The 13,641-nt window shown below is 70.2% G+C and carries 13 protein-coding genes; 6 read left to right on the top strand and 7 right to left on the bottom strand.

Features of this window, described 5'->3' with window-relative positions; all coding sequences use genetic code 11:
• Positions 1-10: 10 nt before the first annotated feature.
• The 7 genes from IT359_20750 to IT359_20720 all read right to left on the bottom strand — a co-directional run bounded on the left by IT359_20750 (position 11) and on the right by IT359_20720 (position 7,452).
• Entirely contained in the window at positions 11-772 is a 762-nt protein-coding gene (locus IT359_20750; protein MCC6931430.1) for a methyltransferase domain-containing protein, read from the bottom strand.
• Positions 697-1,947: a molybdopterin molybdotransferase MoeA gene (locus tag IT359_20745; protein MCC6931429.1), complete on the bottom strand. Its 1,251-nt coding sequence runs from the start codon at positions 1,945-1,947 to the stop codon at positions 697-699. The genes IT359_20750 and IT359_20745 overlap by 76 nt, the downstream gene beginning before the upstream one ends.
• Positions 1,947-3,524 carry a D-alanyl-D-alanine carboxypeptidase/D-alanyl-D-alanine-endopeptidase gene (dacB, locus tag IT359_20740; protein MCC6931428.1) on the bottom strand — a complete coding sequence of 526 codons (1,578 nt, stop codon included), beginning with the start codon at positions 3,522-3,524 and terminating at the stop codon, positions 1,947-1,949. The genes IT359_20745 and dacB overlap by 1 nt, the downstream gene beginning before the upstream one ends.
• A 349-nt stretch (positions 3,525-3,873) precedes the next feature.
• On the bottom strand, positions 3,874-4,476 hold the full coding sequence (locus IT359_20735) for a molybdenum cofactor guanylyltransferase (GenBank protein ID MCC6931427.1): 603 nt from the start codon (positions 4,474-4,476) through the stop codon (positions 3,874-3,876).
• 263 nt (positions 4,477-4,739) lie between these two features.
• On the bottom strand, positions 4,740-5,171 hold the full coding sequence (locus IT359_20730) for a 6-carboxytetrahydropterin synthase (GenBank protein MCC6931426.1): 432 nt from the start codon (positions 5,169-5,171) through the stop codon (positions 4,740-4,742).
• Positions 5,172-5,870: a hypothetical protein gene (locus IT359_20725; GenBank protein MCC6931425.1), complete on the bottom strand. Its 699-nt coding sequence runs from the start codon at positions 5,868-5,870 to the stop codon at positions 5,172-5,174.
• 40 nt (positions 5,871-5,910) lie between these two features.
• Positions 5,911-7,452 carry a 2,3-bisphosphoglycerate-independent phosphoglycerate mutase gene (locus IT359_20720; GenBank protein MCC6931424.1) on the bottom strand — a complete coding sequence of 514 codons (1,542 nt, stop codon included), beginning with the start codon at positions 7,450-7,452 and terminating at the stop codon, positions 5,911-5,913.
• A gap of 74 nt (positions 7,453-7,526) precedes the next feature.
• Between IT359_20720 and IT359_20715 the strand changes: the two genes are divergently transcribed.
• From IT359_20715 to guaB, 6 genes are all read left to right on the top strand, one after another.
• Entirely contained in the window at positions 7,527-8,234 is a 708-nt protein-coding gene (locus IT359_20715; protein MCC6931423.1) for a hypothetical protein, read from the top strand.
• Positions 8,231-9,088 (top strand): L,D-transpeptidase, encoded by an 858-nt coding sequence (locus tag IT359_20710; protein ID MCC6931422.1) that lies wholly within the window; start codon positions 8,231-8,233, stop codon positions 9,086-9,088. The genes IT359_20715 and IT359_20710 overlap by 4 nt, the downstream gene beginning before the upstream one ends.
• A 99-nt stretch (positions 9,089-9,187) precedes the next feature.
• Complete coding sequence (locus IT359_20705; GenBank protein ID MCC6931421.1) at positions 9,188-10,186, top strand: DUF882 domain-containing protein; 999 nt, start codon at positions 9,188-9,190, stop codon at positions 10,184-10,186.
• A 6-nt stretch (positions 10,187-10,192) separates the two neighbouring features.
• Positions 10,193-11,239, top strand: coding sequence for a hypothetical protein (locus tag IT359_20700; protein MCC6931420.1), 1,047 nt, complete (start codon positions 10,193-10,195; stop codon positions 11,237-11,239).
• Positions 11,240-11,376: 137 nt separating this feature from the next.
• Positions 11,377-11,820 (top strand): hypothetical protein, encoded by a 444-nt coding sequence (locus IT359_20695; GenBank protein ID MCC6931419.1) that lies wholly within the window; start codon positions 11,377-11,379, stop codon positions 11,818-11,820.
• 106 nt (positions 11,821-11,926) lie between these two features.
• Positions 11,927-13,486 (top strand): IMP dehydrogenase, encoded by a 1,560-nt coding sequence (gene guaB / locus IT359_20690; protein ID MCC6931418.1) that lies wholly within the window; start codon positions 11,927-11,929, stop codon positions 13,484-13,486.
• Positions 13,487-13,641: the final 155 nt, after the last annotated feature.

Genomic DNA, 13,641 nt, shown 5'->3' with positions numbered 1-13,641 from the left:
GCATGCCCCGCTACCGGATGCGCAGCACGTGCAACTGGATCTGCTGCTTCTGCGATCCTTCCTCGAACGGGGCGACCCAGTGCTCGGTGAGTGCCATCCCCCCTTCCTCGGCGCTGGCCAGGAAGTTGGCGAGTGAGAGCCGCCCCGGATCGGCGATGAGCGCGTATCCCTCGTCGGACAGCGTGGCGAGGACTGCATCGGCCACCAGGTCCCCGTGCGTGTGCTCGTACAGCACGTCCGAGGCAACAACCACGTCAAAGCGTCCCAGATCGCGCGGCATGTCGCGCCAGTCGACCATTCGCGTGACGATGCGATGTCCGGTGTTGCGCGCCACGTTCACGCGCGTGAACTCGAGCGCCTCGGGATAGTAGTCGGTTGCCGTGACGCGATAGCCGGCGTGCGCGAGGGCGCAGGCGACGAGCCCGCTCCCGCAGCCGAGTTCCAGGGCACGCCGTCCGTTCCCCTTGTGGCGCGCCACGTGCTCGGCCAGGACGCGCGCCGAGGGCCACACGTCGGCCCAGTAGGGGAGGCGCTCGTCGCGCTCGAACGCGTCTTCGTCGATCAGCGACTCGGCGTTGCGCGGGTGCGCGAGGACAAAGCGGCGGTTGCCGCAGGTGACCTCGGTCTCGGCCACGTCGAAGCGCGCGCGGAGCGCGTCCAGCTCGCGCTCCCACCAGGCGTCGTCACCTGCAACGGTCACAGCGAGAACGACTCGGCGAGATGGGCGTCCTCGTTCACGAGGAGGGCATGGACCACATCGCCCGCCTCGCAGCGCGAGCGATCCTCGGGGACCACGAGCAGCGCGTTGGCCCGCGCCATCGAGGTGAGGATTCCGGACCCTTGCGGCCCGGTGAGTCGGGCGTGGAGGCGTCCGTCGTTGCCCACGTCGACGATGCCGCGCAGGAAGTGCGTGAGCCGTGCGCCGAGTGTCACGCCGTCGTCGAGCACGACGGGGACGGGGTGGCGGAAGAGGCGCTCGTGCCCCTGCATGCGCCGCAGCAGCGGGCGCACGAACAGCTCGAACGTCACCATCACCGACACCGGGTTGCCGGGGAGCCCGACCCACGGTGTGCCGTGCAGGGCGCCGAAGCCGATGGGGGCGCCGGGGCGCATGCGCACCTTCCAGAAGTCGATCGTCGCACCTAACGATGCCAGGACGTCGCGCGTGTAGTCGAACGCCCCCACCGAGGCGCCGGCGGAGGTGACGATCAGGTCGGCGCCGCGAGCCTGCTCGAGGAGGGCGCGCAACGACGCCGGCGTATCGCCGGCGTTGCCGAGGAGGAGCGGGATCCCGCCGTTGCTCCTGACGAGTGCGCTGATGCTGTACGAATTGGAGGTGACGATCTTCCGTCCCGCCAGCACCTCGTGGAAGCGATCGAGGTCGACGAGCTCGTCGCCGGAGCCGAGAATGGCCACCACGGGGCGGCGGTGGACCTCGACCGAGGGCAGCCCTAACGAGGCAAGGACACCGACCTGCGCCGGCGCAATCGGCGTCCCGGCGGGGATCACGGTGGCGCCGCCCACGAAGTCCTCGCCGCGCGGGCGGATGTTCTTGCGCGCGTCGCGTGCGTCGCGGATGGCCACGACCTCGAGCCCGGCATCGGTGTCCTCGACGCGGACCACGGAATCGGCACCATCGGGGATCGGGGCGCCCGTCATGATGCGCGTGCAGAGCCCCTGGCGCACCGGGAGGGTCGGGAAGCCGCCTGCGGCGACGGTCTCCAGCACCCGGAGCCGCACCGGAGCGTTGCTGCTGGCGGCGGCGATGTCTTCGGCGCGCACCGCGTAGCCATCCATCGCCGAGTTGTCCCAGTGCGGGAGCGTGTAGCTGGCGACCGCATCGCGCGCGAGGACGCGCCCCACGGCGTCGAGCAGCTGCACGCGCTCGACCCCCAGCGGCGCGATGCCGGCCAGGCTGCGGGCGCTCGCCTCGGCGACGGTGAACATCAGCGCGCCCCTGCCGTCAGGCGCAACGATGCCAGCCGGCTCACCAGCGTGTCCTGCACCCGCTCGATCTCGCGCGTGGGGACGACGAAATGGTTGGCGAGGACGCTGAAGAGGAGGAGGCGCCCGTCGGCCGTGGTGACGTAGCCGGAGAGCGAGCGCACCATGTCGAGGGTTCCGGTCTTGGCGTGCACGTTGCCCTGGGCGGGCGTTCCCTTCATGCGATTGGCGATCGTTCCGTCCACGCCGCCGATGGGGAGGGCGTCGTAGAAGGTCGAGAAGTCCCTGGACTGCCGCATCGCGTCGAGCACGCGCACGATCGTCTCGGGAGTGACGACATCCTGCCGCGAGAGCCCGCTCCCGTCGCGATAGACGAAGCCGTCGGAGGCAGCACCCCATGCCAGCAGCTGGTCGCGCACCACGCGCGCGCCGCTGTCGGCGGTCCCCACGCCCGCGCGCGCGCGTCCCAGCGTGCGCAGGAGAATCTCCCCGATCTGGTTCTGCGACGGCTTCTCGAACGCCTTGAGCACATCGGTGAGCGGGGGCGACAGCAGGGAGAAGAGCGGATAGGTCGACGTCCCGCGCCACATCGACACTCCGGCGGTGACGGCAATCCCGCGCTCGCGTACCGCCTCCGCCAGCGCCAACAGATAGGCTCGCGACGGATCGCGCTGGGTGATGGTCAGCACCGCCGAGTCGCCAGCCGCAATGCTCCCGTCGATGATGACCGTGGCGTTGTCGGTGGAATCCTGCCGCACCGTGAGCGTACGGGAGCGGCGGGCGCTGGCCGTGGCCGCCGCGACGGGCGCCGTGGTCTGCGCCCACATCCGTACGCGCGGGACGGTGGTTGCGGGAAGCGTGCGCGCGGTGGGCGCTTCGCCGGCGGTCGCCCCGCCGCGAACGACGATGCGGGCGAACCCCTCGTTGAAGTACAGCTCGTCCACCCCCGCCGCGTATGCGAAGTCGAGGTCATCGTACGACCAGCCGTAGCCTAACGTGACATCGGGAAAGGCGTCGGCACCGGGGACGATGGCCCCGGCGATGCGGGTGATGCCGCGTGCGGCGAGCGAGTCGGCCATGGCGCGCAGCGGGCGCATGGCGTCGCCGGCCATGTGGTCGCTCACGCTGGGGTCGCCGGTGCCGCTCACGACCAGGTCGCCGCGCACCTCGCCGTCCGCCACCGGGCCGCTGGCGGCCATGGTCGTGCTGAAGCGGAAGTCCGGCCCCAGCAGCTGCAACGCCGCCGCCCCGGTGAGGATCTTCTGGTTCGACGCCGGCATGAACAGCTTGCCGGCGTTGTGCGACACCAGCGTGTCGCCGCTCACCGGGTCGACCACCAGGATCCCCAACTGTGCGCTGCGGAACTGCGGCGCGGCCACCATCGAGTCGACGCTGTGGCGAAGTGCGGCAACCTCGGCGTGCATTCGGATGGATGGGGCACCGTGCGCGCTGGCGCGAGTGCAGCCGGCGAGCGTCGAGGCGGTCGCGGCGAAGGCGGCGACGGCGGCGAGCCGCTGGCGCGAGCGGGCACGGCGCGCAGGCGCGGGGGGGCGGGCAGTCGTTCGGATGGCGCGTGACATGGGTTCGCGTCGGGGAGTCGCCGGCGTCGCCCCGCGGTGGAGGTGCGCACGCTCGGCGCCACGCACGATATCGCGCCGGCCGAGGGCGCGCGAGGCTCTCGCCGCGCGCCGAGCGTCGTCCCGTCTGCCATCTACCGTTCCGACACTTCCCCCGCCGCCCGCTCCTGGCCCCAGCGCATCACGACCGCCAGGCGGTCGGGAGCGATCATCGCCACGCGCTCGGCTTCCCCCGTGCTCGATGGTCATCGCGCGCAGCCCGCGCCGGCGGAGCGCCGCCGCCAGCTGCACCGCGAGCGCGGCATTTCCCGCGTGCTTGCGGCCGACGATGGAGCGGAAGAGAGGCATGCGGTCAGGGCGCGCTGGCGAGCTGCGCCGCGCGGGCCAGCTCGTCGCGCGAGTTCACGTTGAGGAAGAGCTTCGCGGGGTCGCCAAAGCGTTGCACCTCCTCGAGGGGGAGGCGCGCGACGCGCAGGTGGTCGAGCACAGCGGTCGCGCGGCGGTCGCCGCGGTCCAGCGCCTGCGTGATCGGTTCCAGCGCACCCGGTCCATACCAGGCGCACATGGGCTCCACGCCCCGCCGGCCCCCGCTCTCGGCGACCGCGGCGTCGTGGCCGTCCTCGCCTAACGCGCGAAGCCGTTGGAGCAGGGGGGCGCTCACGAAGGGCATGTCCCACGCCACCACCAGCACGCCAGCCTCGGCATGCGAGAGCGCCGCGTGCAACCCGCCCAGGCTCCCCTCGCCCGCTCGCACGTCGCCGCACGTGCGCACGCCGGGGAGCCAGGCGTCGGCGCCGGGATCGTTGGCGATGAGGAGCAGCGCGTCGGTCACGGTGCCCAGCGCCGCGGCCACGCGGTCGATGATGCGGCGCCCCCCCACCACCTCGAGCCCCTTGGGGCGCCCCTCGAAGCGCGTGGCCCCTCCGCCGGCCAGTATCACCCCGGTGCAGTGCATCACCTAACGCCGGACGCGCGCGGCGCGTGGGGTACGCGGGGAACGCGGGGCGCGCACGCCCGGGTCACGCGAGTGTGGGGCGCCGACGCCCGCGCACACCGGCGCATTGAACTCAGCGGCAGCGCACGCGCCGCACTCGCGCTCTCTCATCGCCCAAAGATGCCCCGCCGCACCCGCCCCCCGCACCCCCAAACAAGACCGCCGCGGCCACCGGCCGCGGCACTCCCGTCTCCCGTCTCCCGTCTCCCGTCCCCCGTCCCCCCTCACTCCCCCCGATACGCCGACGCCAGCGTCGCATCCTCCGCCACGCGCACCTCCACCACCTCGGCGCTCGCGCCTAACGCCTGCAACGCCGCGCGCACCTGCTGGAAGATCAGTCGCGCCACATTCTCGCCGGTGGGGACCAGCTTCCCCTCGGCGAACTCGGGGATGTCGAGGTTGAGGTTGGCGTGGTCGTAGCGTGCGTGAACCTCGGCGGCGAGCACGCGGTCCAGGGCGCCGAGGTCGACGATGAAGCCCGTGACCTCATCGAGTTCACCGCCCACCGTCACGTCACACACGTACGTATGCCCGTGGTAGTTTGGGCGCGCGCAGGCGCCAAAGGTGGCCAGGTTGCGCTCGTCGTCCCATTCCGGGCGCCGGTAGCGGTGCGCCGCGGCAAAGGTCACGCGGCGCGTGAGGTACGCCCGTGCCACCTACCGCCCGAACGTGTACGTGATCCCGGCGGTGAGGCCGAGGTTGCGCTTCCACACGTTGCGGCCGTCGGACACCTCGAGCACCGCCGGGTCGGCGGTCGACTTGGTGAAGTACGAGTCAGGGTAGCGAATGCGGTAGAAGTAGTTCCCCGCGTCGATGCGCCCCTGCCAGCGCCCGCCGGGGGCGAACTTGATCGCCGGGCGCAAGGTGAGCATGAACGGATAGCCGACCTTGTACTGCCCCACGTCCGGCGCGTCGAAGCCGGCGGCGATCCCCAGCCCGCCACCTAACGATGGGACGATCCCGTGCCACGACTTGTAGCCGGTGAGGTTGAGGGCGAAGCCGATGTCGGTGAGGAGAAGGTTGACGTTCTTCTTCCCCAGGTCGCGCAGCACGAGGAGCTTGGTGGGGTCAAGGACGGTGCGCTCCGACATCACGAGCATCGACTGGACGGTGAAATACGCCGGCCCGGTCATGTGGAACTCGTAGTGCGCGCCGAACGTCGGGCCGCTCACCGGGGCCACCCCGGCCGGATCGACGCCGGCGGTGTACTGCCCGCCGAAGATCGTCAGTTCCTGGCGCCCGTGCAGGTCACGATAGGGCGACTTGCGCGGGGTATACCCGACCTGCGCCATGGTATCGCGCGGCGCGAGCGCCGCCACGGTGCACAGCCCCAGCAGGGGCAACAAACGGTTCATCATCACGTCGCGGTGTGCGCGGTCTGGTCGGTTGCGTTCGTTAGGACGGCAGGCGCAGGGCGCGCCCGGTCATCTCGGTCGGTTGCTCGATCCCCAGCATCGAGAGGATCGTCGGGCCCACGTCGCACAGCGCACCACCGCTCTGCATCGGGCGATCGCCATCCGGGTCCAACACCACCATCGGCACCGGGTTCGTCGTGTGGGCCGTGTGCGGCCCCCCCGTCTCGGGATCGATCATCACTTCGCAGTTGCCGTGGTCGGCGGTGATGAGCAGGCGCGCCCCCTGCTTTTCCGCCGCCGCGATGACGCGCGCCAGGCACGAGTCCACCGTCTCCAGCGCCTTGATGACGGCGGGGATGGAGCCGGTGTGCCCGACCATGTCGGCGTTGGCGTAGTTACACAGCGTGAAGTCGTACGATCCACTTTCGATCGCCTCGACGAGGACGTCGGTCACACCCGCCGCCGACATCTCCGGCTGCAGGTCGTAGGTCGGGACCTTGGGGCTCGCCACCAGGTTGCGCACCTCGCCGGCGAACGGCGCCTCGATCCCGCCATTGTAGAAGTAGGTCACGTGCGGGTACTTCTCGGTTTCCGCCGTGCGAAACATCGTCATCCCCGTCTCCGACACCACCTCGGCCACGATGCGGGCCATCGAGAACGGCGGGAAGGCGACGGGGAACGAGAACGTCTCGTCATACGACGTCATCGTCGCCAGGTGCAAACGGCTCGGTCGCGCGCTGATGTCGAAGCCGGCGAAGTCGCCCTGCGTGAGCGCGCGCACCATCTGGCGCATCCGGTCCGAGCGGTAGTTGAAGCCGATGATCGCATCGCCGTCGCGGATCGGGGCTACCGGGACGCCGTCCTTCACCACCGTCATCGGCGTGATGAACTCGTCGGTCTCGCCGCGATCGTACGCCGCGCGGATCGCCGCCAGCGGGTCGTCCGTGGTGGGGCCCACCCCGGTCACCGAATCGTACCACTTCCTGACGCGCTCCCACCGCTTGTCGCGGTCCATCCCGAAGTACCGCCCACCTAACGAGGCAACCTGCGCCCGCCCCGCCGCCATGGCGAGCGTCTTCTGCATGTAGCCGTAGCCGTTGGTCGGGAGCGTGTCGCGTCCGTCCATCAGCGCCTGGATCGCCAAGCGCGTCACCCCCTGCTGCTCCGCCAGGTCGAGGAGGGCAAACAGGTGCGACTCCATGGCATGCACGCCGCCGTCGCCCAGGAGCCCCAGCAGGTGCAATGTCCCGCCGTTCCGCTTCACGTGGGCGCAGGCGTCGACAAAGGCCGCCTTGCTGAAGAACGACCGGTCGGCGATCGCTTCCTCGATCCGGACCAGGTCCTGCTTCACCACCCGCCCCGCCCCCAGGTTGAGGTGCCCCACCTCGCTGTTCCCCATCTGCCCCGCCGGAAGCCCCACCGCCAGCCCGCTCGCGTCGAGCAGCGTCCGGGGCGCCTTGGCCCACAACCGCGACCACGTGGGCATGCGGGCCATGGCGACGGCATTACCTTCCGTGGCGTCGCGATGGCCAAAACCGTCAATGACGACGAGGACGACGGGACGAGTACTGGGTCGGGGCATCTTGGCCGGGGAGCCGGTGGCGTGAATACGACACACGAACGAAGCTGGCAATCTACACGCAAGCCCAAGCCGGGATGAGCGCGCCGCATCATCCCGCGGGCGGCTTCGCCGCGCTGCGCCGCGCGTACCCGCGCACGGTCGCCATCCTCTCCACGCTCATCGCCCTCTTCCAGGTGGGCGACGCCATCCTCGGCGTGCGTTACCTGCGCTATCGCGGCGAGACGGCTCGGCTGCGCGCCGGCATGTCCGAGTCCGAGCGCCAGAAGACCGACATGGTCGCCGAGTCGGAAGAGAACAAGGTCGCCGTCATGCTGGAACTCATTCGGCGACAGGCGTCGGGCGACCGTGCCCTGCATCTGTCGGTGGCGATGGACAGCGGGACGATGTTCCTCGAGCGCGACGGAGCGCTCCTGCGGCAGATGCGCGTCGAACTCGGCGCCGAGCGGGTCGTGGGAGGGGGAGCGGAAACGGTGCGGGTGGTGCGCCCCCGGGGGGCACGTTCGGTCGAACGCGTCTTGCGCCCGCGCGACGCGTGGGAGGTCCCCACCTGGGTCTTTGGCGACATGGCGACGCCCCCCCCAAGCGACCGCCTCCTGCCGGGTGTCCTGGGGCGCGATGCGCTCGTCCTCACGGGAGGGACGGTGATCTACGCCCTCCCCGATTCCGGCCTCCTGGCCGATAGTGGGTATGTTCTGCCCGGTGCCGTGCGCATGTCGCGGCGCGACCTGCGCGCCATCGCCCCCATCATCACGCCGGGACTTTCGGTGTACTTCTACGAATGAGCCACGTTCAGCACTTCCTCAAGCACGGCGGGACGCCGGCGCGCGTCCTCGTGACGCTCGTCGCCCTCCTGCTGGTGGGGAGCGCCGGACTTGGCGCCGCCACCGTCACGGCGCGCTACAAGCGCGACGTGGCCCGCATGGTCTTCAACGACAACCTCGAGGTGCTCGAGGACGTGAAGCGGAAAGTGGGGGCGGTGTCTGACTCGCTGCAAACCATCGTCGACGCCCCGGTCGATACGACGCAGGGGCGGGCATACATCGTGGTGAGCATCGCCGACCGCCGCCTGTGGTATCGGGATGGCGATTCGCTCCTCTTCACCACGCGCGTTGCCACCGGGAGCGGGAAGGTCCTCGACAAGGGGGGCGGCAACCAGTGGAAGTTCGAGACGCCGCGCGGGCGCCTCGTGGTGCAGAGCAAGGAGAGCGAGCCCGCCTGGGTCCCCCCCGACTGGCACTATGTCGAGGTGGCGCACAAGAAGAAGCTCGGCCTCCTGGCGCTCAAGCGCAGCGACCTCATTCCACTCCCCAATGGCGACACCCTCGCCGTGGACGGGAGCAACATCGTTCGCCGCCAGCCCGACGGGACGGTCGAGGTGCTGGAGGCTGGGGAGGGGCGCGACCTGATCGTCAACGGGCAGGTCGTCATTCCCCCGTTCGGGACCAACCAGCGTCGCTTTCCCGGGGTGGTGGGGACGCACCGCCTCAACCTGGGCGACGGCTACGCGCTGCACGGTACCGACGTCCCCAGCTCGATCGGGAGCGCCGCGTCGCACGGGTGCGTGCGCCTGCGCAACGAGGACATCGAGACGCTTTTCCGCATCGTCCCGGTGGGGACTCCCGTCTACATCTACTGAACGTTCGCGGCACCCCAAACCCGGCGAAATCTCCCGCTGACCCGACGGTAATCCGGGGGGAACCTTGGCGGAGCGGAAGGGGTGACATAACCGGTCGTAATGACCGAAATTGATCTGGCCTCCACCGGAAGACGGGACATCCGCTTCGTGCCCCACCTCTCGCGCGCCATTCGCGCTTCCCTGACATCGTTCGCGGTTGCCGCGCTGGCTCCTGCCAGCGCCGCCGCGTCGTATCCGGCGGTCGGGGCGCTCAACGCCAGCGCACCGGTGGTCGGCGCGGTCACGGCGAGCGCCCCCGTCCCGCTTCCCGACAGCATGGCTGGGCGCAGCGGGAAGCTGCGCGCGCGCCTGGTTTCGCCGCGGCGCGACAGCGGCATCCGCATCCTGCGCGAGCTGTTCGGCGACAGCGCCATCCAGCGCCCGGGCATCTACCACGCGGCCGATTCGGCCAGCGGGCGCCGCTTCTCGCTCATCAACCTCCTCCCCTTCCAGGCGCGCGAGCGCGGGAAGCTGGGCGGCTACCGCGTCGGCTTCTGGCCGGGAGAGAAGCGAGGGCTCTGGGCCTCGACCAAGTCGCCCGAGGGATTCATCGAGGTCACGCCGTCCAACCAGGACACGCAGCTCTCGGACAACTTCCGGCTGCGCGACTTTCTCACGCACGACCAGCAGGATGTCTGGCCCAAGTACCTCGTGCTGCGCGAGGCGCTGGTGGACAAGCTCGAACTCCTGATGACCGACCTTCGCACCCGTGGCTACGCGGTGGCGCGCCTCTCGGTGATGTCGGGCTTCCGGACGCCGCAGTACAACGCCCAGGGGGTGGGGAAGCGTGGCGGGCGGGCGACCGACTCGCGACACCAGTACGGCGACGCGGCCGACGTCTTCGTCGACAACAACGGCGACGGGCGCATGGACGACCTCAACCGCGATGGGCGTGTCGACACGCGAGACGCGAAGGTCGTGCTGGAGTCGGTGGAGCGCATCGAGGCCAACTATCCGGAGCTGGTGGGTGGGGCGGGACTGTATCGCGCCACGTCGGCACACGGCCCGTTCGTGCACGTGGACGTGCGCGGCTCGCGTGCGCGTTGGGGGCGGAGCTAGGGCGCGGTGTCCAATCCGTTCGAGAACTTCCCGCAGTATCCGCCGCCGCCGCGCCAGGCGCGGCGCGCCAGTCAGTTCCGCACGCGCGCCATCTCCGCGCTCGCCTTCGTCATCCTCGCGTTAGGCAGCTTCCTGGCGCTGCGCAAGGCCGACGCCGCCTTCGGCCCGCCGGCCGCCGTGGAGCCGTTGCCGCCGCCGCCGGTCGCACGCCTCGCGGCCACGGCACTCGGCCGCAGCCGCGGCGTCAACATGCGCTTCGCCCTCCCCGGCGAACGCGTGCAGTTCCCCCTCGAGCTGGATGCCGCGCCGTCGTCGGTCACGTTCGAGTGGATCCCGCTGGGCGAGCTGGCCTCGGTCGATACCGCGCGTGCCGTGGCGGGAACGTTCGACGCCCCGCGGCGACCCGGCTTCTACCGGCTGGCGGTGCGCAACCGCGGCGGCGCCACCATCATCGACTCGCTCACCCTCGCCGTCCTCGTCCCGTTTGGCGAGAAGCAGGGGGGTGCACTCAACGGCTACCAGATCGGCTACTACAACGGCGAGCGCACGGGCGATACGACGCCGGGGCCGCGCGGCTTTCTCGAGATCGAGCAGCCGCTCGCCGAGTTGGCGCTGTCGGCGCACATGCGCGTGGGCGACTTCATCACGCACGATGAACAGAAGGGGTGGCCTCGTTATGCGGCGGTGGACGGGCGCCTCCTCGACAAGCTCGAGCTGATCTTCGACGAGATCGCCAGCTGGCACGGCGGCGAAGGGCGCGCCCCGGTCGAGGTCGACGTTCACTCGGGCTTCCGCACCCCGCTGTACAACCGGCGCGTCCCCCGCGCCGCCGCCGACTCGCGTCACCAGTACGGCGACGCCGCCGACGTGGCCATCGATGCCAACCGGGACGGCGTGGTGAATGCGAAGGACGTGCGACTGATCGAGCTGGCGGTGGAGATCGTCGAAAAGAAGTACCCCGACCTCGTGGGCGGCCTGGGCGTCTACACGCAGGGCGGCGCCTCCTACGCCCACATCGACGCGCGCGGCGAGAAGGCGCGCTGGCGCAGCTGACGCCCTGAAACCCTCCGCGCCCCGCGCGCCGTAGATTCCTACGCCGCCCCGCGCGCCTTCAGCACGGCTCATCGCCCCCCGCCGGTCGCGAAGCGACCGGCACTCCCGTCCCCCGTCCCCCGTCCCCCGTCCGTCGTATGCCCCTCTCCCCCCACCTCCGCGACCGCATCGTCCGCCAGCTCGATACCCTCTCGGACGAAAAGGGCTACGCCGTCCTGGACTACGTCGAGTTCATGGCGTCGCGCTACGCGCAGAAAGAGTCGCCCTCCGCGAACATCTTCACCCGCTTCACCGAAGGGGTCGAGGACACGCTGCGCGCCGGCAAGGTGTCGGCATCGGCCATCTCGCAGACCATGGGGCTCCTGAACCAGGCCATGGGGGTCCTCAACGGCGTCGCGGCCGCCGGCAAGTCGGTCGCCACCGACATCGTGAACACCGCGAGCGACGTGGCCAAGACCGTGACCCAAACCACCACCAGCAGCGGCAGCACCACCGGGCAGACCCCCGCCCCAGGCACCACCCCCCCCGCCACCGACGCCCCACCCACCCCCGACCAGAACGAGAACCCCTCCCCCTCCTGACGAACGCATCGCTCCTCTCGTCTTCTCGTCTTCTCGTCTTCTCGTCTTCTCGTCCTCTGCTCTCATCCGAACTTGATGTCGCCCCCTGGCCGGTCTAGCTTTCGCCATGGCGACAACAACTCGATCTTCTGACGGGCCCGCGACTCCGAGCACTCCGGAGAGCGGGCTTTCGCGTATCGGGGCCCTGGCGTCCAACGGCGCCGCCCCAGCGGTTCGCATTCGGCAGGATCTCTCGCTCACCTTCGACGACGTCCTGCTGCAGCCGCGGCACTCGCTCGTCCACCCCAAGAACGTCGACACCTCGACCTGGTTCACGCGGGGAATCGCCCTCAACGTCCCGCTCGTGTCGGCGGCCATGGACACCGTCACCGAGAGCGAGATGGCAATCGCCATGGCGCGCGCGGGCGGCATCGGGGTGATCCACAAGAACATGTCGATCGACCGGCAGCAGGCCGAGGTCGACCGCGTGAAGCGCTCCGAGAGCGGGATGATTCTCAACCCGATCACGCTCACCCCCGACGCTCTCCTGCGCGAGGCGGTCTCGCTGATGAACCGCTTCAAGATCAGCGGCGTCCCCATCGTCGACGGGGCGGGGAAGCTGGTGGGGATCATCACCAACCGCGACCTGCAGTTCGAACGCAACGTGCAGCGCCCGATTCACGAGGTGATGACGTCCAAGGGACTGGTGACCGCCCCGATGGGGACAACGCTCGACGACGCCGAGCGCATCCTGGCCGAGCATCGCATCGAGAAGCTCCCGGTGATCGATGAGCACGGGACGCTCAAGGGGCTCATCACGATCAAGGACATCCACAAGCGCCGGCAGTTCCCCAACGCCAACAAGGACCAGCACGGGCGGCTGCGTTGCGCCGCGGCGTTAGGCGCGGGCGGCGACGTCCTGGTGCGCGCCAGGGCGCTCGTGGACGCCGGCGTCGACGTCCTGATCATCGACACCGCGCACGGGCACAGCGACGAGGTGCTCAAGGCAACGGCCAAGGTGCGCGAGGCCTTCCCGCAGGTGCAACTCGTGGCCGGCAACATTGCCTCGCGCGAGGGAGCGGCGGCGCTGGCCGAGCGTGGCGTGGACGCGATCAAGTGCGGCGTGGGGCCGGGCTCCATCTGCACCACGCGCGTCGTGACCGGTGTGGGCGTCCCGCAACTGACGGCGGTGATGGATGCCGTGGACGGGGCCAACGGGATTCCCGTGATCGCCGACGGAGGGATCAAGTACTCGGGCGACATCGTGAAGGCGCTGGCCGCCGGCGCCTCGAGCGTGATGATGGGATCGATGCTCGCCGGGACAGAGGAGAGCCCGGGGGAATCGTTCCTTCTCGAGGGGCGCCGCTTCAAGATGATCCGCGGGATGGGATCGCTCTCGGCGATGCAGGACGGTTCGGCCGACCGCTACTTCCAGGAGGGCGAAATGTCCCCGAAGAAGCTGGTCCCGGAGGGGATCGAAGGGCGCGTCCCGTACAAGGGCCCCGTGGCCGACGTCCTGTTCCAGATGGTGGGCGGGCTGCGGAGCGGGATGGGCTACGTGGGGTGCGGTGACATCACCGCGCTGCGTACCGAGGCGCAATTTGTCCGCATCACGGCGGCAGGGTTGCGCGAGTCGCACCCGCACGACGTCACGATCACGCGCGAGGCGCCGAACTACAGCGTCTGAGCGGCGGCGCTTGCCGCTGGCGCCGGCGGGCGCAATAGCGGCAATGTCAGGTGCGTGTCAGAAGTCGCGGGTCCTTCTGGGGGCCCGCGATTTCGTTTGCGTGCGTTGCTTGACAAGCCCGAACGCACGGCCGCACTTTGCCCGCGCCTTACGCA

The organism is Gemmatimonadaceae bacterium, assembly GCA_020852815.1.
In the GTDB taxonomy this organism is placed as follows: Bacteria; Gemmatimonadota; Gemmatimonadetes; order Gemmatimonadales; family Gemmatimonadaceae; genus SCN-70-22.
This window is presented reverse-complemented; position numbering and strand designations above follow the sequence as displayed.

Bases quoted from the DNA above. Each gene is read 5' to 3' on its own strand.
- IT359_20745 (MCC6931429.1), bottom strand. From the start codon at position 1,947: ATGTTCACCGTCGCCGAGGCGAGCGCCCGCAGCCTGGCCGGCATCGCG.
- dacB (MCC6931428.1), bottom strand. From the start codon at position 3,524: ATGTCACGCGCCATCCGAACGACTGCCCGCCCCCCCGCGCCTGCGCGC.
- IT359_20735 (MCC6931427.1), bottom strand. From the start codon at position 4,476: ATGCACTGCACCGGGGTGATACTGGCCGGCGGAGGGGCCACGCGCTTC.
- IT359_20725 (MCC6931425.1), bottom strand. From the start codon at position 5,870: ATGAACCGTTTGTTGCCCCTGCTGGGGCTGTGCACCGTGGCGGCGCTC.
- IT359_20720 (MCC6931424.1), bottom strand. From the start codon at position 7,452: ATGCCCCGACCCAGTACTCGTCCCGTCGTCCTCGTCGTCATTGACGGT.
- IT359_20715 (MCC6931423.1), top strand. From the start codon at position 7,527: ATGAGCGCGCCGCATCATCCCGCGGGCGGCTTCGCCGCGCTGCGCCGC.
- IT359_20710 (MCC6931422.1), top strand. From the start codon at position 8,231: ATGAGCCACGTTCAGCACTTCCTCAAGCACGGCGGGACGCCGGCGCGC.
- IT359_20705 (MCC6931421.1), top strand. From the start codon at position 9,188: ATGACCGAAATTGATCTGGCCTCCACCGGAAGACGGGACATCCGCTTC.
- IT359_20695 (MCC6931419.1), top strand. From the start codon at position 11,377: ATGCCCCTCTCCCCCCACCTCCGCGACCGCATCGTCCGCCAGCTCGAT.
- guaB (MCC6931418.1), top strand. From the start codon at position 11,927: ATGGCGACAACAACTCGATCTTCTGACGGGCCCGCGACTCCGAGCACT.